The organism is Variovorax paradoxus (assembly GCF_030811855.1).
Taxonomy (GTDB): domain Bacteria; phylum Pseudomonadota; class Gammaproteobacteria; order Burkholderiales; family Burkholderiaceae_C; genus Variovorax; species Variovorax paradoxus_L.
The window spans coordinates 230,056-249,522 of record NZ_JAUSRN010000009.1; the positions used below are offsets into that span (position 1 = coordinate 230,056).

The following is a 19,467-nucleotide window of genomic DNA, read 5'->3' on the forward strand; positions in this document are numbered from 1 at the left end:
AAGAGTCACATGAAATCGCTACTCGACCTGTTCAAGCAGTTCACACCCGATGAGCATTTCGATGCCATCAAGATCGGCATGGCTTCGCCCGAGAAGATCCGTTCGTGGTCTTTCGGCGAGGTGAAGAAGCCTGAGACGATCAACTACCGCACGTTCAAGCCCGAGCGCGACGGTCTCTTCTGCGCCAAGATCTTCGGCCCCATCAAGGACTACGAGTGCCTGTGCGGCAAGTACAAGCGCCTGAAGCACCGCGGCGTGATCTGCGAGAAGTGCGGCGTTGAAGTCACGCAGACCAAGGTGCGCCGCGAGCGCATGGGCCACATCGACCTGGCCGCGCCCTGCGCGCACATCTGGTTCCTGAAGTCACTGCCGTCGCGTCTGGGCCTGGTGCTCGACATGACGCTGCGCGACATCGAACGCGTGCTGTACTTCGAAGCCTACGTGATCACCGACCCTGGCATGACCCCGCTGAAGAAGTTCGGCATCATGTCCGAGGACGACTACGACGCGAAGCGCAAGGAATTCGGCGATGAATTCGTTGCCAAGATGGGCGCCGAAGGCATCAAGGACCTGCTCGAAGGCATCGAACTCGACAGCGAGATCGAACGTCTGCGCGGCGACCTGACCGGCTCCGAAGTCAAGGTCAAGAAGAACTCCAAGCGCCTCAAGGTGCTGGAAGCCTTCCGCAAGTCGGGCATCAAGCCCCAGTGGATGGTGCTCGAAGTGCTGCCCGTGCTGCCGCCGGACCTGCGTCCGCTGGTGCCGCTGGACGGCGGCCGCTTTGCGACCTCCGACCTGAACGACCTGTACCGCCGCGTCATCAACCGCAATTCGCGCCTGCGCCGCCTCTTGGAGCTCAAGGCTCCGGAAATCATCGCGCGCAACGAAAAGCGGATGCTGCAAGAGGCTGTCGACTCGCTGCTGGACAACGGCCGCCGCGGCAAGGCCATGACGGGCGCCAACAAGCGCGCACTCAAGTCGCTGGCCGACATGATCAAGGGCAAGAGCGGCCGCTTCCGCCAGAATCTGCTGGGCAAGCGCGTCGACTACTCGGGCCGTTCGGTCATCGTGGTGGGCCCGACGCTCAAGCTGCACCAGTGCGGCCTGCCCAAGCTGATGGCGCTCGAGCTGTTCAAGCCTTTCATCTTCTCGCGCCTCGAAGCCATGGGCATCGCGACCACGATCAAGGCTGCCAAGAAGGAAGTCGAATCCGGCACGCCGGTGGTCTGGGACATCTTGGAAGAAGTGATCAAGGAACACCCGGTCATGCTGAACCGTGCGCCTACGCTGCACCGTTTGGGCATCCAGGCGTTCGAGCCGATCCTGATCGAAGGCAAGGCCATCCAGCTGCACCCGCTGGTTTGCGCGGCATTCAACGCCGACTTCGACGGCGACCAGATGGCCGTTCACGTGCCGCTGTCGGTGGAAGCGCAGATGGAAGCCCGCACGCTGATGCTGGCCTCCAACAACGTGCTGTTCCCCGCTTCGGGCGAACCGTCGATCGTTCCTTCGCAGGACGTGGTGCTGGGTCTGTACTACACGACCCGCGACCGCATCAACGGCAAGGGCGAGGGCCTGATCTTCTCCGACATCGGTGAAGTGCAGCGCGCGCTCGACGCCAACGAAGTCGAACTGACCGCCAAGGTTGCCGTGCGCATCACGGAGTACACCAAGGACAAGGAAACGGGTGAGTTCACGCCGTCCACGTCGCTGGTGGACACCACCGTGGGCCGCGCGCTGCTGTCCGAGATCCTGCCGAAGGGCCTGCCGTTCTCGAACATCAACAAGGCGCTGAAGAAGAAGGAAATCTCCAAGCTCATCAACGTCTCGTTCCGCAAGTGCGGCCTGAAAGAGACCGTGGTGTTCGCCGACAAGCTGCTGCAGAACGGTTTCCGTCTCGCGACGAAGGCCGGTATCTCGATCGCCATCGACGACATGCTGGTGCCTGCTGAAAAGCACGGCATCATCGAGCGCTCCGCCAAGGAAGTGAAGGAGATCGAGCAGCAGTACGTCTCGGGTCTCGTGACCTCCGGCGAACGCTACAACAAGGTGGTGGACATCTGGGGCAAGGCCGGCGACGAAGTGTCGAAGGTCATGATGGCCAAGCTGTCCAAGCAGAAGGTCATCGACCGCCACGGCAAGGAAGTGGAGCAGGAGTCTTTCAACTCCATCTACATGATGGCCGACTCCGGCGCCCGCGGTTCCGCGGCGCAGATTCGCCAGGTGGCCGGTATGCGGGGTCTGATGGCCAAGCCTGACGGCTCGATCATCGAGACGCCCATTACCGCGAACTTCCGCGAAGGCCTGAACGTGCTGGAGTACTTCATCTCCACCCACGGTGCCCGTAAGGGTCTGGCCGACACGGCACTGAAGACCGCGAACTCGGGTTACCTGACCCGTCGTCTGGTCGACGTGACGCAAGACCTGGTGGTTACCGAGCAGGACTGCGGTACGCACGGCGGCTACCTGATGCGCGCCATCGTCGAAGGCGGTGAAGTGATCGAATCGCTGCGCGACCGTATCCTCGGCCGTTCGGCTGCGGACGACGTGCTGCATCCGGAAAACCGTTCGGTGCTGCTGAAGGCCGGCGAGATGTTCGACGAGGACAACATCGAAGAGCTCGAGGCGCAAGGCGTCGACGAGGTCAAGGTGCGTACCGCGCTGACCTGCGAAACCCGCTTCGGCATTTGCGCGACCTGCTACGGCCGCGACCTGGGCCGCGGCGGCCTGATCAACATCGGCGAAGCCGTCGGTGTGATCGCGGCGCAGTCGATCGGCGAACCCGGCACGCAGCTCACGATGCGTACGTTCCACATCGGTGGTGCGGCATCGCGTGCGGCAGTGGCATCGAGCGTCGAAGCCAAGTCCAACGGCACGATCGGCTTCAACGCCACGATGCGCTACGTGACCAACAGCAAGAACGAGCTGGTGGTGATTGCACGTTCGGGCGAGATCGTCATTCATGACGAACACGGCCGCGAGCGCGAGCGCCACAAGGTGCCGTACGGCGCGATCCTGGCGGTCAAGGCCGACCAGCAGATCAAGGCCGGCCACGTGCTTGCCAACTGGGATCCGCTGACGCGCCCCATCATCACCGAGTTCGCCGGCAAGACGCAGTTCGAGAACGTCGAGGAAGGCCTCACGGTCGCCAAGCAGGTGGACGAAGTGACCGGTCTGTCGACCCTGGTCGTGATCGACCCGAAGCGCCGCGGCGCTGCCAAGGTCGTGCGCCCGCAGGTGAAGCTCATCGACGCCTCCGGCGCCGAAGTGAAGATCCCGGGTACCGACCACTCGGTGACGATCGGCTTCCCGATCGGCGCTCTGGTGCAGATCCGCGACGGCCAGGACGTGGGCCCCGGCGAGGTGCTGGCGCGTATTCCGGTCGAAGGCCAGAAGACCCGCGACATTACCGGCGGTCTGCCGCGCGTTGCCGAGCTGTTCGAAGCCCGTTCGCCGAAGGACAAGGGCATGCTGGCCGAAATGACCGGTACCGTGTCGTTCGGTAAAGAGACGAAGGGCAAGATTCGCCTGCAGATCACCGATCCGGAAGGCGGCGTCTACGAAGACCTCGTGCCGAAGGAAAAGAACATCCTGGTGCACGAAGGCCAGGTGGTGAACAAGGGCGAAAGCGTGGTCGACGGTCCGGCGGACCCGCAGGACATCCTGCGCCTGCTGGGTTCGGAAGAACTCGCGCGCTACATCGTGGACGAAGTGCAGGACGTGTACCGTTTGCAAGGTGTGAAGATCAACGACAAGCACATCGAGGTGATCGTTCGCCAGATGCTGCGCCGCGTCGTTGTCGACAACATCGGCGATACGAGCTACATCTCCGGCGAACAGGTCGAACGCAGCGAAATGCTCAACACCAACGACGCCCTGCGCGCCGAAGGCAAGCTGCCCGCCACGTTCACCAACCTGCTGCTGGGTATCACGAAGGCATCGCTCTCGACCGACTCGTTCATCTCGGCCGCTTCGTTCCAGGAAACGACGCGCGTGCTGACCGAAGCCGCGATCATGGGCAAGCGCGACGAATTGCGCGGCCTGAAGGAAAACGTCATCGTCGGCCGCCTGATTCCGGCGGGCACCGGCATGGCGTACCACCAGGCACGCAAGGTCAAGGATCAGATGGACGAGGCCGAGCGCCGCGCCATCGCCGAATCCGAAGCCGCCGAACTGGCCGGTTCGACCAGCGATGTTTCCAGCACGGCCGACGCCAGCGAAGGCGCCGCGTCCGAATAACTGGTTAGCATCACCGGCCATGACCGGCATCCGACGCCCCCCGACCGAATCCGGTTGGGGGGCGTTTTTCTTTGAGTCGTTTTTTCCATGAAGTGTTTTTGCCGATGAGCGCATTGCCCGATTCGCTTGCCAGCTGGATCGTTGTCGCGGTGCTGTTGTTCTGGTTCGTGGGGGCCTACAACAGGCTGGTGCGCCTGCGCGCCGCCGTACTCCAGGCCTACGCCACGCTCGATGCCGCGCTCCGAAAGCAGCTGGACTTCGTCCTGGCCAGCATCGCGGCCGCCGAGCCCGAAAAAGATGCGCCGTCGCCCGGCCATTCTTCGGCGGTGGCGCCGCTGCAGGCTGCCGCCACCCAACTGGCCACGCTGCTGGGCGCGACCCGGTTGCATCCGCTCGACCCGGGCGGCATGGCTGCGCTGGCCACGGCGCTGCAGGTGCTGATTTCGGCATGGCAGCGCCAGCACCCGGATGCTGTGACGGTCTTCGACGCTGACGGCACGCTCTCGCGCCCGGCGCCGCTGCTATCGAGCGGCGCCGGGCCCGAAGCCGGATCCGGATGGTCCAGCGCGGCTGAGCCCATGGCCTGGCCCGAACCTTCGGCCGCAGCGGAAATTGCCCGCAGCCAATTCAACCTGGCGGTGGAGCAGTACAACGCCGCCATCGTCCAGTTTCCGGCATTGCTGGTGGCATGGATGGTGCGTTTGCGTCCGGCCGCGCCCTTGCTCTGAAGTTTTTTTCGAATCGCCGGCAAACGCCTTCTTCTTTCTTGATCTCCGCGGCTTTGTGCGTATTGCCGGCCCGTTACCATCGCCTCAACTTGCCAGAACTATCTTCCGATCATCCAGGCGGCAGCAACGCACCGCTGCTGCAACCCCCGCTCTGGCGCCAACTGCAGCTGACTGCCGCGGCGCTGGCGTCGATTCGCGCCGGCAGCTCGGGCACCGCCGCGTTCGAAGCGGTGGAGCCGGCCATGCGCCCGGGCGTGCAAGCGCTCGGCTTCCAGGTGCTGCGCTGGCTCGGCCGGGCCGAGGCTTTGCGCCGCCATCTTGCCAAGCGCACGCCGCCGCCGCTGCCCGATGCCTTGCTGTGCACCGCATTGGCGCTGGCCTGGGATGCGCAGCACGCCCCGTACGAGCCTTTCACGCTGGTCGACCAGACGGTCGAGGCTGCAAAGCGCAATCCGGCCACGCGGGCGCAAGCCAGTTTCATCAATGCCTGTTTGCGCCGCTTCCTGCGCGAGCGCGATGAGCTCGTGGCCGCCACCGACCATGAGCCGGTGGCGCAGTGGAACCATCCGCGCTGGTGGATCGAGCGGCTCAAACGCGACCATCCGCGCGATTGGCAGCGTGTGCTCACGGCCGACAACGCCCACGCCCCGATGACCCTGCGTGTCAATTTGCGGAAGACCACGGTTGCTTCCTACCAATTGGCGCTGGAAGCCGTGGGTTTGGCAGCGGTACGCGTGGGATCCGCCGGCCTGCAGCTGGCGCGCGCCCGGCCGGTTCAGCAGCTGCCGGGCTTCGCGGACGGCGAATGCTCGGTTCAGGACGCAGCCGCGCAGATGGCGGCGCCGCTGCTGCTCGAAGGGATGCTTCCCGCGGCAGGCGCCGCGCCGCTGCGCGTGCTCGATGCCTGCGCCGCCCCGGGCGGCAAGACGGCGCACCTGCTGGAGTTTGCCGGTCCGGAGGCCGTCGAGGTCACGGCCCTCGAAGTCGACCCGGTACGCAGCCGGCGCATCGACGAGACCCTGGGCCGCCTCAGTCTGGCCGCCAAGGTGGTGGTGGCTGACGCCGCCCGGCCGTCCGCATGGTGGGACGGCACGCCTTTCGACGCCATCCTGCTCGACGCGCCCTGCACGGCGTCGGGCATCGTCCGGCGGCACCCCGACGTGCGCTGGCTGCGGCGCGAGAGCGACACGTCGCAGCTCGCGGTCCAGCAGGCGGCCTTGCTGGCGGCGCTCTGGCCGCTGGTCAGGCCCGGCGGCCGGCTGCTTTATTGCACCTGTTCGGTGTTCCGCGAGGAGGGCTCGCAACAAATCGATGCGTTTCTTGCGCACAACACCGACGCCCGATTGAAGGCGTCGCCAGGCCATTTGCTTCCCCAAAGCGGGGCGAATGCCCGCGCCGTCCCGGACAATCCTTCAGGTGACCACGACGGCTTCTTCTACGCCCTGCTTGAAAAACGCCCGCGCTGAGCGCAGCGGGCCGCGCGGCGCCACGGTGTTGGCGGCGCTGCTGCTGGCCTGCGTGCTGCTGCTGAGCTGGCTGCCCCTTCCCGCGGCCGCGCAGGGGCGCGCCGCCGCCTCGGTCACCCAGATGCGTCTGGAGCAGGCCGATGACGGCATCTATCTCACCGCGGCCGTGCAGTTCGAGTTGCCATCGCTGGTCGAGGAGGTGCTCGACAAGGGCATTGCCATCTACTTCGTGGCCGAGGCCGAGGTTTTTCACGAGCGCTGGTACTGGACCGACCGCAAGGTGGCGCAGGTCACGCGCCACATGCGGCTGGCCTACCAGCCGCTCACGCGCCGCTGGCGGCTCAACGTGTCGCCCGTGCCAATCACCGGCGCCGCGGGCTTCGGCGTCTCGCTGAACCAGAACTTCGACAGCCTTGCCGACGCCATGGACGCCGTCAAGCGCATCGGCCGGCTGCGGCTGGGCGATGCGGCCGAGATCGGCGACGAGCCCGCGCAACAGGTGGTGTTCCGCTTCCGGCTCGACACTTCGCAGCTGCCGCGCCCGTTCCAGATCGGCGTGGTCGGACAGGCCGACTGGAACATCGTCGTCGAACGCAGCGCCAAGCTGCCCCTGGAGAAACAGCGGTGAGCACCAAGCCGCGCAGCGGCGCAGCGGCCACTCCCGCCGCCCGCCGCGCACGCGCCATGCGCTGGGCCGTTGGCGTTGGCGCCGCGCTGGTCACGGCCATTGGCCTCGTGTTGATGTTCCTGCTGGCGCAAGCCACCAACAACCGCGCCCTGTACGAGCGCTATTACGTGCGTCTTTTCGGCATCAACGTGGTGGTGGCGGTGCTGCTGGTGCTGGTGATCGGCTGGGTCGCGTTCCGCCTGTTGCGGCGTTTGCGCCAGGGCAAGTTCGGCAGCCGGCTGCTCATCAAGCTGGCCGCCATCTTCGCGCTGGTGGGCGTGGTGCCGGGTGCGCTGGTCTACGTGGTGTCCTACCAGTTCGTCGCGCGGTCGATCGAAAGCTGGTTCGACGTCAAGGTCGAAGGCGCGCTCGACGCCGGCCTGAACCTGGGCCGCGCCACGCTCGATTCGCTCTCCGACGACCTGGCCGCCAAGACGCGCGCGGCCAGCGCGCAGCTGGTGCAGGTGCCCGACACGAGCGCCGGCCTGGTTCTGGAGCGCATCCGCGACCAGCTCCAGGCTTCCGACGTGGTGCTCTGGACCGGCACCGGCCAACTCGTGGCCAGCGCCGGCACTTCGCGCTTCCAACTCAACCCTGAGCGCCCGACCAGCCAGCAGCTGCGGCAGGTACGGGCCGACCGTGCCATCGCCCACATCGAAGGCCTGGACGAGACGGCCCCCCCAGGCACCACTCTGCCTCCGGCCAGCGTGCGCGCGCTGGCCATGGTGCAGCGGCCGGGCTTCGACTTCGACACCGCACCGCGCTTCCTGCAAGTCACGCAGCCGCTGCCCCCCGCCGTGGTGGCCAATGCACTCGCCGTGCAGGAAGCCAACCGCGAATACCAGGAGCGGGCGCTGGCGCGCGAAGGCCTGCGGCGGATGTACATCGGCACCCTCACGCTGAGCCTGTTCCTGGCCGTGTTCGGCGCCGTTCTGCTGGCTGTGCTGTTCGGCAATCAGCTGGCGCGGCCGCTGCTCGTGCTGGCCGACGGCGTTCGCCAGGTGGCCGCCGGAGATTTGCGGCCGACCACCGTGCTGCAGGGGAAAGACGAGCTGGGCGGACTCACGCGTTCCTTTGCCGTCATGACACAGCAGCTGGCCGACGCCCGCGGCGCGGTCGAAAAAACCATGGGTCAGCTCGACGCCGCTCGCGCCAACCTGCAGACCATTCTGGACAACCTGACCTCGGGCGTGATAGTGCTCGACGCCAAGGGCACCATACTCTCCACCAATCCCGGCGCCACCCGCGTGCTGCGCGCGCCGCTGGCAGCCTACGAAGGAATGCCGCTTGCCCAGGTGCCCGGGCTGGCCGACTTCGGCAACAGCGTGCAGCAGCAGTTCGATGAATTCCAGGTCGAGCGCCTGCAGCACGGCCTCGACCACTGGCAGCACGCTTTCGAGCTGCACGCCACCGGCATCGATCTGCCGCAACAGGACAGCGCCATCAATATCGTCGCGCGCGGTGCGGAGCTGCCCGGTGCGGCGCGGCTGCTGGTGTTCGACGACATCTCCGAGATCGTTTCGGCCCAGCGCGCACAGGCCTGGGGCGAAGTCGCACGCCGGCTGGCGCACGAAATCAAGAACCCGCTGACACCCATCCAGCTTTCGGCCGAGCGGCTCGAGATGAAGCTTTCCGGCAAGGTCGCTCCGCCCGAGCAGGCCGTGCTGGTGAAGTCGGTCAAGACCATCGTCGACCAGGTCGACGCAATGAAGCGCCTGGTCAACGAGTTCCGCGACTACGCCCGCCTGCCAGCGGCGGATCTCAAGCCCGTCGACCTCAATGCGCTGCTGGTCGACGTGCTCCAGCTCTATGGCGCCGACAACGCCCCCATTGCGCTGCGCTCCGAGCTTGACGAGCGCTGCCCGCCCATCCGCGGCGACGCGCAGCAGATCCGCCAGGTCATCCACAACCTGTTGCAAAACGCGCAGGACGCCGCCGAGGCCGCCGCCAGCAGCACCGGCCGGGCCGGCGAAGTCGTCGTTCGCACCCGCCTGGGCGATTCTGGCCAGCGCGTGCGCCTCACGGTTCAAGACAGCGGCCCAGGCTTTGCCGAAAACATCCTCAAGCGCGCCTTCGAGCCCTACGTCACCACGAAGACCAAAGGCACCGGCCTGGGGCTGGCCGTGGTCAAGAAGATCGCCGACGAACACGGCGCGCGCATCGAGCTTTCCAACCGTGTTGTCGATGGGGCTGTAGCAGGGGCGCAAGTCTCGCTATCATTCGCGCTGGCAGGCGCGTCGCAGGCAGCGGCCGCTCACACCGAAGATTCGAAGTCTTCCGCCGCCTGAGCGCGAAAGAATCCATCGCGTCCAGGCGATGGAGAGGCTGGCGGACCCATACACATCATTCAAATACCAGCGCACAAGACAAGCAGCACTCATGGCAAACATTCTCGTGGTCGATGACGAGCTGGGTATTAGGGACCTGCTCTTCGAAATTCTCAATGACGAAGGCCACAACGTGGAGCTCGCGGAAAACGCCGCCGAGGCACGCGCCGCGCGGCAGCGCGCACGGCCCGACCTCGTGCTGCTCGACATCTGGATGCCCGATACCGACGGCGTCACACTGCTCAAGGAATGGTCGACCGCCGGCCTTTTGAGCATGCCCGTCATCATGATGAGCGGCCACGCCACCATCGACACGGCGGTCGACGCCACGCGCATCGGCGCCTTCGCATTCCTCGAAAAACCCATCACCCTGCAAAAGCTGCTCAAGGCCGTGGAGCAGGGGCTTGCGCGCGAAAGCGCAAGGCGTGCGGCCGCGGGGGTCGTGCCTCCGGCCGCGGGCGTCAACCCCTCGACCGCCATCACCACCACGGGCGACAGCCTGCTGCTCGCCTCGCTGGCGGCAGTGCCGGTGCCAGACGCCGGGCCGCAATCGACCCAGAGCTTCGACCTCGACCGTCCGCTGCGCGATGCGCGCGACGGTTTCGAAAAAGCCTACTTCGAATTCCATCTGGCAATGGAGAACGGTTCGATGACCCGCGTCGCCGAGAAGACAGGCCTCGAGCGGACCCATCTTTATCGCAAGCTCAAACAACTTGGGGTCGATCTTTCGAGAGGCCGCAGAAGCGCTGTATAATTTAAGGCTGCACACCAAGGCCCGGTAGCTCAGTTGGTAGAGCAGCGGATTGAAAATCCGCGTGTCGGTGGTTCGATTCCGCCCCAGGCCACCAAATTCAAAGCCCTTGATCCCCCAGGATCAAGGGCTTTTTGCATTGGCGCTTGCTGTTGCCGTTCGGCCTTGGCCTTCTTTCAAGATGAAACGGTTCGCTTCACCTACGCCGATGTGAGCATCACCCTACAGAAAGCGCGCGCCTGAAAAATAGAGTGGCTCATGTGCGAGGCAGAGTTGTTTCGCGCACGAGAAGATCGCAATGTCTCCCCAAGCCAGCCCCATCGAACGGCAGACGCTTCGAGTCCGCGTCAACACCGTCTCGCTCGAAGCCGATCTGAGCTTGCCGGGTGAGGCCCGCGGCATCGTGCTGTTCGCGCACGGCAGCGGCAGCAGCCGTTTCAGTCCGCGCAACCGGGAGGTCGCCGAGCGGCTCAATGACGCCAAGCTCGCGACGATGCTGGTCGATCTTCTGACCTCCGACGAAGAAGCCGTGGATGAACGCACGCGCGAACTGCGCTTCGACATCGGCCTCTTGGCCGATCGGCTCGTCGGGCTGACCGACTGGCTGCGCGTGCATGAAAGAACCGCGGCGCTGCGGATCGGTTATTTCGGCGCCAGCACCGGTGCCGGTGCCGCGCTGGTGGCCGCCGCCGAGCGGCCCGACACGGTCGATGCGGTGGTGTCGCGTGGCGGACGGCCGGATCTCGCCGGGGCGGCGCTGGCGCGCGTGCGGGCCCCCACGCTGTTGATCGTCGGCGGCAGTGATGGGCCGGTGATCGACATGAACTGGCAAGCGCTCGCGGCGCTGAACTGCGAGAAGCGGCTGTCGCTCGTGCCCGGCGCAACCCACCTGTTCGAGGAGCCCGACGCTCTCGGCGCCGTTTCCGTGTTGGCACGCGACTGGTTCAAGAAGTATCTCGAACAACCCAGGAGTGCGAAATGAGCAAATCGCCAGGACACCGCAAATGGCCCGATCACCAGGTGCGGGAGGAGCAGCTTCAAGAGCCCATGGAAGTCGAGGTCGAAGGCGTCGTCGTCGCCAATTCGCGAGACGTCATCAAGGTGGTTGAAGACAAGTCTCCGGATCGCTACTACTTTCCGCGCACCGACGTTCGCATGGACAGGCTGAAGCGCTCGCAGACCATTTCGGAATGTCCGTTCAAGGGCCATGCGACCTACTACAGCCTGAGCCTGGGGGAACGGCAGATCGATGATGCGGGCTGGACCTATGAACACCCTTACGACGAACACAAGGCCCTGAAGGACCGCATCGCCTTTTATGACGACAGGTTTCCGGAGATCCACATTCGCCCGAAGGGATGAGCCACCGGGACATCGTTTTCCGCTGTAGTTCAACGGACAGAATGCGGCCCTCCGAAGGCCGAGACCCAGGTTCGATTCCTGGCGGTGGGACCAGCCGATGGCTAGTTCTCCTTCGCTGCCTGGAAGTAGGGCTGGGACGATTCCATGAACTCGTGATGAAGCCGCGCCAGTTCGCGCGCGATGTCCTGCGCCTCGGTGCGCGCGGCTGCGTCACCGTTGCGCATCCGCCGGACCGCGGCTTCGAAGTCCACGGTCGCTTCTTTCCACGCCACATAGCGCGATGTGAAGCGCTCGAAAGCCAGGTCCTTCGGCGTCTCGCCCTCCGCGGCGGGATGCTTCGTGTGCGGTGTTTGAAACTGTTTGCTGGTCATGGAATGCGGCTCCTTCGGACAGGGAGGGTGTCTTGTCATCCTGAAACCAAGCTAGCTCGCGCTGCACACGCCGTGTGTGCGCGCAGCGGAGGTCGCATGGAGAGACAGCGCCGACAGAGGCATAAGGCATATGCCCGGCACGTGCGCACGCCACGGCGGCGCCTTTGCTTACGCAAGACGGGCATGCGGTTGCTAAAAAAAGCGTTCTGCAAAACACATGCTTTCAAGGACCCCGACATGACTGACTCCCACATCGCAATCGATGCGAAGAAGGCCACCGGCGGATGAGAGAGACGATCGCCGCCCTCTCCGACGCAACGCTCCTGGGGCTGCCTGCCGCCGATCTGGCGCTGGCCGTCGCAGCGGCGCTCGCGGCCTACCTTGCCATGCGGCTGGTGCTGCGCTACGTGATCGAACGCATGCGAAAAATTGCGCAGCACACCAGCAACCGTGTCGACGACATGGTGGTCGACGTGCTCGGCAGTACCAACCGCGTGTTCCTGCTGCTTGCGGCGCTGCTTGTCGGCGTTGGCATGCTCGATCTGTCGGAGCGCTGGAACCAGCGCGTGGGGCAGCTGTGGTTCATTGCACTCGCATTGCAGACGGGCCTGTGGTTCACCAAAGCCGTCAGCCTGGGGTTGCGCCGCTATGAGTCGCGCCACAGTTCAGCGGGCATGACGCAGGTCAGCGCATCCGCGGTGCTCTTGTCGTGGTCGCTGCGCACGCTGCTGTGGGCGGTGGTGCTGCTGGCGGTGCTGTCGAATCTGGGCGTGAACATCACCGCGTTCGTGGCCAGCCTTGGCGTGGGCGGCGTTGCCATCGCACTGGCGGTGCAGAACATTCTGGGCGACCTGTTCGCGTCGCTGTCGATCGCAGTCGACAAGCCCTTCGAGGTGGGCGATGCCATCGGCATCGGCGACATGTCCGGAACGGTGGAGCACATCGGCCTTAAGACCACGCGCCTGCGCAGCCTGACCGGGGAGCAGATCGTAATCAGCAACACCGACCTGCTCAAGCAGGTGGTGAAGAACTATCGCCGCATGAACGAACGGCGCATTGCATTCAAGTTTGGGATGAGCTATCGCAGTGCTCCGGAGAAGCTGGAGGCCATCCCGGGCATCGTGAAGCGGCTGATCGAATCGCGGCCTGCGCTGCGCCTGGACCGCGTGCACTTCCAGGCCTTCGGCCAAAGCTCGCTCGACTTCGAGGTCGTCTACTTCGTGACGAGCCCGGACTACGGCCTCTACATGGACGAGCAGCAGCGCCTCAACCTGCAGATGATGCGCGAGTTCAATGCATTGGGCGTGGAGCTCGCCATTCCGACTCAGGCCTTGTACGTTGCGCCCAGCGAGGGCCGCCGCGCCGTGGCGAAGGAACTGGCCACTCAGGATTGACCAAGGCTTCGCTCCACGGCCGCCAGCAGATCGTCGGGATGCAGCATCGCGGCCCGAGCTTTTGCCGCGGTCTCGTATTGATGCAGCGCAGAGCGCAGCCGCGGCGCGGTCTGGAGTTCATTCCATACGGAAGCGAGAGTGGTATGTGGCGGCGATTCGCCGCGCGCCACCTGCTGCGCGAAGGCAAGGCTCGCGGGCTCGGCGAGCAGCACGGCCTTGCTCGCCGCACTCAGCACCTGCGGAGGTGGTTCGGCCGCAGCCGAGCAGCAATAGATCACGTGCTGCGGCAGTGAATGGCCGGCAGGTTCGAGTTCGCGAAGCGAGGCTCCGAGAATGCGTGCCTCGCCATCGGCCGATGCAAAGGCGTAGACCGCATCGGCGCTTGCGTGCGCGAGCCGTCTCAGGCCGCGCAGCAGGCGAGGAAAATCGGATGTTGCCGCAGTGGGCGACGCCTTGATCTCGGCCAGAAGAACCAGCTCGGCGGCAGCGCCCGAGTCACTCCGCAAGAGGGCGGCGTCCCACTCTTCCTTGGCCTTGTTCGCTGGTCCCGGAAACCCGCGCGGCGTGCGAAGACTGCGCACCACGCGATAGGCGGCTGCTCCTTCGCGCTGGCGATTCAGCAACTCGGCCATCTTGCCGAATGCCTCGGCGCCCGCCTGCTCGGCCATCTCGCCTTCGCGAGCCGACATGCGACCTTCGGCGACGGCCGCATGGCTGCCCGCCAATGGCCCACGCCGTTCGCACAGGGCCTGGTAGCGCTGCACGGCATCGAAGCGAAGCAGCTCGTCGCCGCGTTGAAGTCGTGCCAGCGCCGGGCTGGAGAGCATGGTTTCGAGTGGCGCCCGCAAATCCGGCTGTTCGGTAAGGCCCTGCGCGAGCGCGCGATCGAGAGCCTCCGCCAGCGCTGCCCAGGAGCCCGCCGCCGCCAGCTCATGCAGCCGCGCGAGCGCCTCGCGCGCGGCGCCAGTGGGCATGCGGCGCAGCTTTCCCGGATGTGCGATCGAATTGGCCGCGGTTCTCACGGCGCGCTGATCGGCCGCACGCTTTCTGCGTAGCTTCACGTGTTCGTGAACCGCCGCCTCTTGCGCCTGCAGCACGATCGCCTGATAGGCCGGGTCGCCGCCGTCCATCGCGAGCGCCTGCCGGATCAACTGCGCCAGCGCCCAGGTGAACATCTCTTGCGACTGCGCGGATGGCGGCAGGCGTCGTTCTTTGGAAAGGCGAGCGGCTGCTATCGCAAAGGCGAGCGCGACGTCGGCGCCGCTTGCCGCGGCTGCTTCAGCATCGCCCGGCAAAGGTGGCATGCGGTACCGGCGCGGTGCAGTGCGCAGGGCGTCGAGAAGAAGCGTGTCGAGATATTGTGGCAATCGATTTCAAGCTCGAGACAGAAGCTGCAGGCTCACTCTACCCCTGGCTTCGCCAAGTGACATTCCTGCGCCAATCGGCGGGCCGATGTGACGCCGATTGTCATTTCTGACGCACCCGCGGCGCGCCGTCACGCTCAGCAAGCTCGATCGATGAATGGAAAAGGTTTCATCCGCCAATTGGCATGCATGTTGCGGTAACAATTTCTAACCACTTCAATTCCCGACATGCATCCACAAGACAGCGAAAGCAACATTCCTCTGGACCGACGAGCCTTCTGCATCAGCGCGGTGAGCCTGGCCGCGCTCGGCACCACCGCATGTGGCGGCGGAGGAGGAGGAGGGGGCGGGGGGATAGCGGCAGGCGGCTTCGGCACCGTAGCCGCGGCGCCGCCATCGGCATCGTCGGCTGTTGCGCCCGCATCGGCTACAGATTCCGCGGGTGAAAACACGCCCGCTCCCGCACCGTCGCCCTCCACGTCGCGAAAGTTCGTGCACCCTGGCCTCTTGCACACCGAGGCCGACTTCGAACGCATGCGCGCAAAGGTCGCGGTCAATGCGCAGCCCTGGCTCGACGGTTGGAACAGGTTGAAAGCCAATGGCCGTTCGCAACTCGGCGCCACGCCGCGGCCGCTCGCAACGGTGATTCGCGGCGGAGACAACCAGAACTTTGCGCAGATGTACATCGACATCGCGCGGGCCTACCAACTGGCGCTGCGCTGGAAGGTGTCGCAGGACACGCGCTATGCCGACCTGGCGGTCGTCTTCCTCAATGCCTGGTCGTCCACGCTGACGTCGATCGAGGGCAATGCGGACCGCTTCCTGGCGGCAGGCATCTACGGCCACCAGTTCGCGAACGCGGCCGAGATCATGCGCACCTATCCGGGCTGGGCGGCAAGCGACTTTGCGCGCTTCCAGAACATGATGCTGACGGTGTTCTATCCGCTCAACCACAACTTCCTCGTCAACCACAACGGCGCTGAAATTACCAATTACTGGGCCAACTGGGATCAATGCACGCTGGCCTCGATCCTGGCCATCGGCGTGCTGTGCGACCGGCCCGACCTCTATGACGAGGCGCTCGGCTACTACAAGACCGGGCAGGGCAACGGCGCCGGACTGCAGGCGGTCTATCACGTGCATCCGGGCTACCTTGGGCAGTGGCAGGAGAGTGGCCGCGACCAGGGGCACTGCACGCTGGGCATCGGCCTGGCGGGCGTGTTCTGCGAGATGGCCTGGAACCAGGGCGACGACGTCTACAGCTACGAGAACAACCGCTTTCTGGCCGGCGCCGAGTACGTGGCCAAGTCCAATCTTCGCGACGTCTCGGGCGACTTCTACACCGTGCCGTTCTTCACCAACATCAACAAGCAAGGAACGCAGAGCGTGCTGTCGATCGGCGCCCAGGGGCACCGGCGCGGCATCTGGGAAAGTGTCTACAACCACTATGCGAACCGGCTGGGCATTGCCACGCCCTACACGTTGCTGCAGGCCATCCAGATGCGCCCCGAAGACGATGGCAGCAACGGCGACCAGTTGGGCTTCGGAACGCTCACCTACACGCGCGACCCGATCGCTACGCTGGTGGCGCCGAGCGGGCTCACGGCGCGGGTGCGCGCAGCGCAGGTCGATTTGTCCTGGTGGGGCAGCACCGGCGCGCTGAACTACACCGTCAAGCGCGCGGCCGTTGCGGGCGGACCCTACACAACCGTGACCTCAGGCATCACCGACACGCTCACCTTCACCGACAGTACCGTCAGCGCCGGTGAGGTGTGGCACTACGTTGTGGTGGCGGTGAATGCGGGCGGCGAGAGCGCTCCTTCCACGGAGGCAAGGGCCGCCATCAAGGCCGAGCTGCTGATGCAGCTCAAGTTCGACGAAGCGCAAGGCACTTCGGCCGTCGATGCAACGGGCCGCTTTGCTGCCAGCACACTCGCGGGCAATTCGGCGTGGGTGGCGGGGCACGAGGGCGGCGCCGTCGGCCTGGCAAGCGCTGCGGACTACGTCAGCCTTCCGGCGGCGCCGGTGAAGAACCTGGCCGACTTCACGATCGCATGCTGGGTGTACCTGGACGCCGTTTCCACATGGTCGCGCGTGTTCGATTTCGGCTCCGGCCAGCGCCGCTACATGATGCTGACGCCACGCAGCGGCGCCGGCGTGGTGCGCTATGCGATCACCACCGTGCACGGCTACAACAACCAGGTGATCGAGGGCTCGTCGCCGCTGCCCACCGGCCGCTGGGTGCATGTGGCCGTGACCTTGTCCGGCTCGCTTGGCACGCTGTACGTCGATGGCGCGGTGGTCGGCACCAATGCGCAGATGACGTTGTCGCCGTTCGATCTTGGCGAGACCACGCAGAACTTTCTCGGTCGTTCGCAGTATTCGAACGATCCATTCCTGCGCGGCCGGCTCGATGACTTCCGCATCTACCACGGTGCGCTGATGGCGTCAGAGATCGCCTCGCTGGCGGCGTAGCGAAACGCATCGGCGCGCTATTGCTAAACCGCTCCGTGCGCCTCTACGTAGAGCGCATAGAGCGAATGGCTGCTCGCCATGTAGAGTCGGTTGCGCTTCGGCCCGCCGAACTCGAGATTGGCGCAGCGCTCCGGAAGCCGGATGAAGCCGATCGGCTTGCCTTGCGGGTTGAAGACCTTCACGCCGTCGAAATCCTCCGACCTTCCGAGCGGCAGGTGGGCCTTCATGCCGCCGCCGATGTCGGTCGGCTCGGGCGCGAACGCGCCACTGAAGCCCCAGCCGCACCAGAGGTTGCCGTCGCGGTCGACACGAAAACCGTCGAGCGCACCCGGCCCGTCCGCATCGATCAGCTTGGTCTTGTTCGATACGCTAGTACCGTCGGCTGACACGTCGTAGCTCCAGATGCTGCGGTGAGGCGTGCCTTTCCACTCGACCACGTAGAGTTTTTTCTCGTCCGGAGAAAACGCGAGGCCGTTCGGGTTCACCAGATCGGTGATGACCGGGGTGAGCTTGCCGTCGGCTGCAATGCGATAGACGTTGGTCGTCGCTTGCTCCGGCGTAGCCCTGGAGCCTTCCCACTCGCCGTTGATGCCGAAGGTCGGGTCGGTGAACCACACGGTGTCGTCGGACTTCACGACCACGTCGTTGGGTGCGTTGAGCTTCTTGCCTTCGAAGCTGTCGGCCAGCACGGTCATGCGGCCGTCTTTCTCGGTGCGCACCACGCGGCGCGTGACGGAGTGCTCGCAGGTGACGAGGCGGCCCTGGCGATCACGCGTGTTGCCGTTGGCAAAGTTGGCGTTCTGCTTGTGCACCGTGAACCTGCCGGTTCGCTCGTCGTACTTCATGATCCGGTTGTTGGGGATGTCGCTGCACAGCAGGTAGCCACCCTCGGGAAAATACACCGGCCCCTCCGCCCAACGCATGCCGGTGCCCACCTGCTCGATGGTGCTGCTGTAGATGCGGTACCTGGCAAAGCTCGGATCCAGGATCAGCACCGACGGATCCGGATAGCGCTGGTTGGGCTTGAAGTCAAAAGATTGCGCATCGGTCAGTCCCGTGAGGGCCACTAATCCGGAGCCCGCGGCGGTCTTCAGGAACTGGCGGCGATGATGGCTTCCCTTCTGCATCGGTAGATCTCCTGTGTCGTATGGAAAGGTACGGCTCGCCTGTGTTCACAGGCAAGGGCAGGGCCGATCTTACGTACAGGAGGACACCGGAGACATTGCAGCCCGGGTCACGCGTTCTGGGTCTGGGTGGAAGAAGTGCGTCGTCGAATTTCAGTCTGCAGCGCGCGCTGTCCCGCTGCCAGCGCGGCTTCATACGAGTCAGCCGCGTCGAAAGCGTCGCGAAGCACTTTGGGATTCGCTCCCTCCGTGTCCGTTTCGAGCAGGCGCCAGACATATGAACCGAGGGCTGGCTCCTCGATGATGAGTTCGATGGGGTGTGTCATGCGCTCAACTTGCCCAAGCGGGGGCGGGATGTCTGTAGGCGGAATTCGAATGCTATGGCATGAGATACGCGGCGACTAATGCAAATGACAGCTTCACAGCATTGAGCACAGCACCGTTGGGCCCCGAGATTTTGCTCTCGCCATTCGGAGTGGTGGAGCCTGATCGGCTCAATTTCCAGTTCTTAAGAGGTAGTCTGAAGACAGCGCAACCTCCGCGCTGAGAACTAAGTTGCGGTTTCTGCAGGTAATTCCAAGCGTTTGACTATTGTTGACTTTCATTGCTGCCGAGCAACATCACAATCCGCAGCCATAGATCTGAATGTTCGACGGCTAACGTCGAGTTTGAATACTCAACGAATCGTTCCTCTGGCTATTTGCATGAACGAAATCGCAATGATGGTTGAAACGCCATAGACAAGTTCTGCCCAGCTTTGATCAGACAAAAGAATTTCATGCACGCGGATCTTGCTCTGAAGATGATGTCGGATCTGTTCTGGACCGGGCTTTGGGTTTGCTTTCCTCTGCTGGGGCTCACCATGCTCGTGGGCATTGCCATCAGCGTGCTTCAGGTTGTGACGCAGGTGCAGGAAATGTCGCTGACATTCGTCCCCAAGCTTCTTACGGCTGGCGCAGTGATGATTTTGGCGGGGCCTTGGATGCTGCGCAAATTGACGCAGTTCACCGTTCAGTTGTGGAGCGGAATTCCCTCGATGTTCTAGATCGAGCGCCTCCTTATATGGACTTCTTGCCATCACATTCGGTGTCTGCCCTGCTTGCTGCGGTGCCCGAGTTCGGCTTTACGGCATGGTTGGCTTTCACCGGCCTTCTGGCCTTGCGGATCGCCGCCACCTTCGCCATGACGCCGGTGTTCTA

General features: G+C 64.6%; 15 protein-coding genes and 2 tRNA genes. 13 read left to right on the forward strand and 4 right to left on the reverse strand.

From position 1 onward, the window contains the following. The first annotated feature begins 9 nt into the window (after positions 1–9). The 10 genes from rpoC to J2X92_RS18500 all read left to right on the forward strand — a co-directional run bounded on the left by rpoC (position 10) and on the right by J2X92_RS18500 (position 11,633). Positions 10–4,239 (forward strand): DNA-directed RNA polymerase subunit beta', encoded by a 4,230-nt coding sequence (rpoC, locus tag J2X92_RS18455; protein WP_307577490.1) that lies wholly within the window; start codon positions 10–12, stop codon positions 4,237–4,239. A gap of 104 nt (positions 4,240–4,343) precedes the next feature. Further along, the gene (locus J2X92_RS18460) at positions 4,344–4,967 is read left to right on the forward strand and encodes a lema family protein (protein ID WP_307577492.1); all 624 of its coding nucleotides are present in this window, start codon (positions 4,344–4,346) and stop codon (positions 4,965–4,967) included. 137 nt (positions 4,968–5,104) lie between these two features. Next, positions 5,105–6,433 (forward strand): 16S rRNA (cytosine(967)-C(5))-methyltransferase RsmB, encoded by a 1,329-nt coding sequence (gene rsmB / locus J2X92_RS18465; protein WP_307577530.1) that lies wholly within the window; start codon positions 5,105–5,107, stop codon positions 6,431–6,433. After that, positions 6,414–7,061, forward strand: coding sequence for a DUF4390 domain-containing protein (locus J2X92_RS18470; protein WP_055801211.1), 648 nt, complete (start codon positions 6,414–6,416; stop codon positions 7,059–7,061). Before rsmB ends, J2X92_RS18470 begins: the two co-directional genes overlap by 20 nt. After that, a complete protein-coding gene (locus J2X92_RS18475; protein WP_307577494.1) occupies positions 7,058–9,388 on the forward strand; it encodes a sensor histidine kinase in 2,331 nt (776 codons plus the stop codon). The genes J2X92_RS18470 and J2X92_RS18475 overlap by 4 nt, the downstream gene beginning before the upstream one ends. Before the next feature lie 91 nt (positions 9,389–9,479). Beyond that, positions 9,480–10,181: a response regulator gene (locus J2X92_RS18480; RefSeq protein ID WP_307577496.1), complete on the forward strand. Its 702-nt coding sequence runs from the start codon at positions 9,480–9,482 to the stop codon at positions 10,179–10,181. A gap of 18 nt (positions 10,182–10,199) precedes the next feature. Continuing rightward, positions 10,200–10,275 (forward strand) — tRNA-Phe (locus J2X92_RS18485). 222 nt (positions 10,276–10,497) lie between these two features. After that, complete coding sequence (locus J2X92_RS18490) at positions 10,498–11,160, forward strand: dienelactone hydrolase family protein (RefSeq protein WP_373424858.1); 663 nt, start codon at positions 10,498–10,500, stop codon at positions 11,158–11,160. Further along, positions 11,157–11,540 carry a DUF427 domain-containing protein gene (locus tag J2X92_RS18495; protein ID WP_307577500.1) on the forward strand — a complete coding sequence of 128 codons (384 nt, stop codon included), beginning with the start codon at positions 11,157–11,159 and terminating at the stop codon, positions 11,538–11,540. The genes J2X92_RS18490 and J2X92_RS18495 overlap by 4 nt, the downstream gene beginning before the upstream one ends. Positions 11,541–11,558: 18 nt before the next feature. Next, positions 11,559–11,633: transfer RNA gene (locus tag J2X92_RS18500), tRNA-Arg, on the forward strand. An 8-nt stretch (positions 11,634–11,641) separates the two neighbouring features. Here J2X92_RS18500 and J2X92_RS18505 read toward each other — a convergent pair. Beyond that, positions 11,642–11,911 (reverse strand): hypothetical protein, encoded by a 270-nt coding sequence (locus J2X92_RS18505; RefSeq protein ID WP_307577502.1) that lies wholly within the window; start codon positions 11,909–11,911, stop codon positions 11,642–11,644. 284 nt (positions 11,912–12,195) lie between these two features. Between J2X92_RS18505 and J2X92_RS18510 the strand changes: the two genes are divergently transcribed. Then, on the forward strand, positions 12,196–13,305 hold the full coding sequence (locus J2X92_RS18510) for a mechanosensitive ion channel family protein (RefSeq protein ID WP_307577504.1): 1,110 nt from the start codon (positions 12,196–12,198) through the stop codon (positions 13,303–13,305). Here J2X92_RS18510 and J2X92_RS18515 read toward each other — a convergent pair. Beyond that, positions 13,296–14,609, reverse strand: a complete 1,314-nt coding sequence (locus J2X92_RS18515; RefSeq protein WP_307577506.1) for a hypothetical protein — start codon at positions 14,607–14,609, stop codon at positions 13,296–13,298. The genes J2X92_RS18510 and J2X92_RS18515 overlap by 10 nt on opposite strands. 288 nt (positions 14,610–14,897) lie before the next feature. Between J2X92_RS18515 and J2X92_RS18520 the strand changes: the two genes are divergently transcribed. After that, the gene (locus tag J2X92_RS18520; protein WP_307577508.1) at positions 14,898–17,144 is read left to right on the forward strand and encodes a LamG-like jellyroll fold domain-containing protein; all 2,247 of its coding nucleotides are present in this window, start codon (positions 14,898–14,900) and stop codon (positions 17,142–17,144) included. Between the two features lie 23 nt (positions 17,145–17,167). On the opposite strand, the gene J2X92_RS18525 is transcribed toward J2X92_RS18520, so the two are convergent. Continuing rightward, positions 17,168–18,271 carry an SMP-30/gluconolactonase/LRE family protein gene (locus J2X92_RS18525; RefSeq protein ID WP_307577510.1) on the reverse strand — a complete coding sequence of 368 codons (1,104 nt, stop codon included), beginning with the start codon at positions 18,269–18,271 and terminating at the stop codon, positions 17,168–17,170. A 107-nt stretch (positions 18,272–18,378) separates the two neighbouring features. Then, positions 18,379–18,594 carry a hypothetical protein gene (locus J2X92_RS18530; RefSeq protein ID WP_307577512.1) on the reverse strand — a complete coding sequence of 72 codons (216 nt, stop codon included), beginning with the start codon at positions 18,592–18,594 and terminating at the stop codon, positions 18,379–18,381. A 452-nt stretch (positions 18,595–19,046) separates the two neighbouring features. Here J2X92_RS18530 and J2X92_RS18535 point away from each other — a divergent pair, with 452 nt between their 5' ends. Next, the gene (locus tag J2X92_RS18535; RefSeq protein WP_307577514.1) at positions 19,047–19,313 is read left to right on the forward strand and encodes a flagellar biosynthetic protein FliQ; all 267 of its coding nucleotides are present in this window, start codon (positions 19,047–19,049) and stop codon (positions 19,311–19,313) included. Positions 19,314–19,467 lie beyond the last annotated feature (154 nt).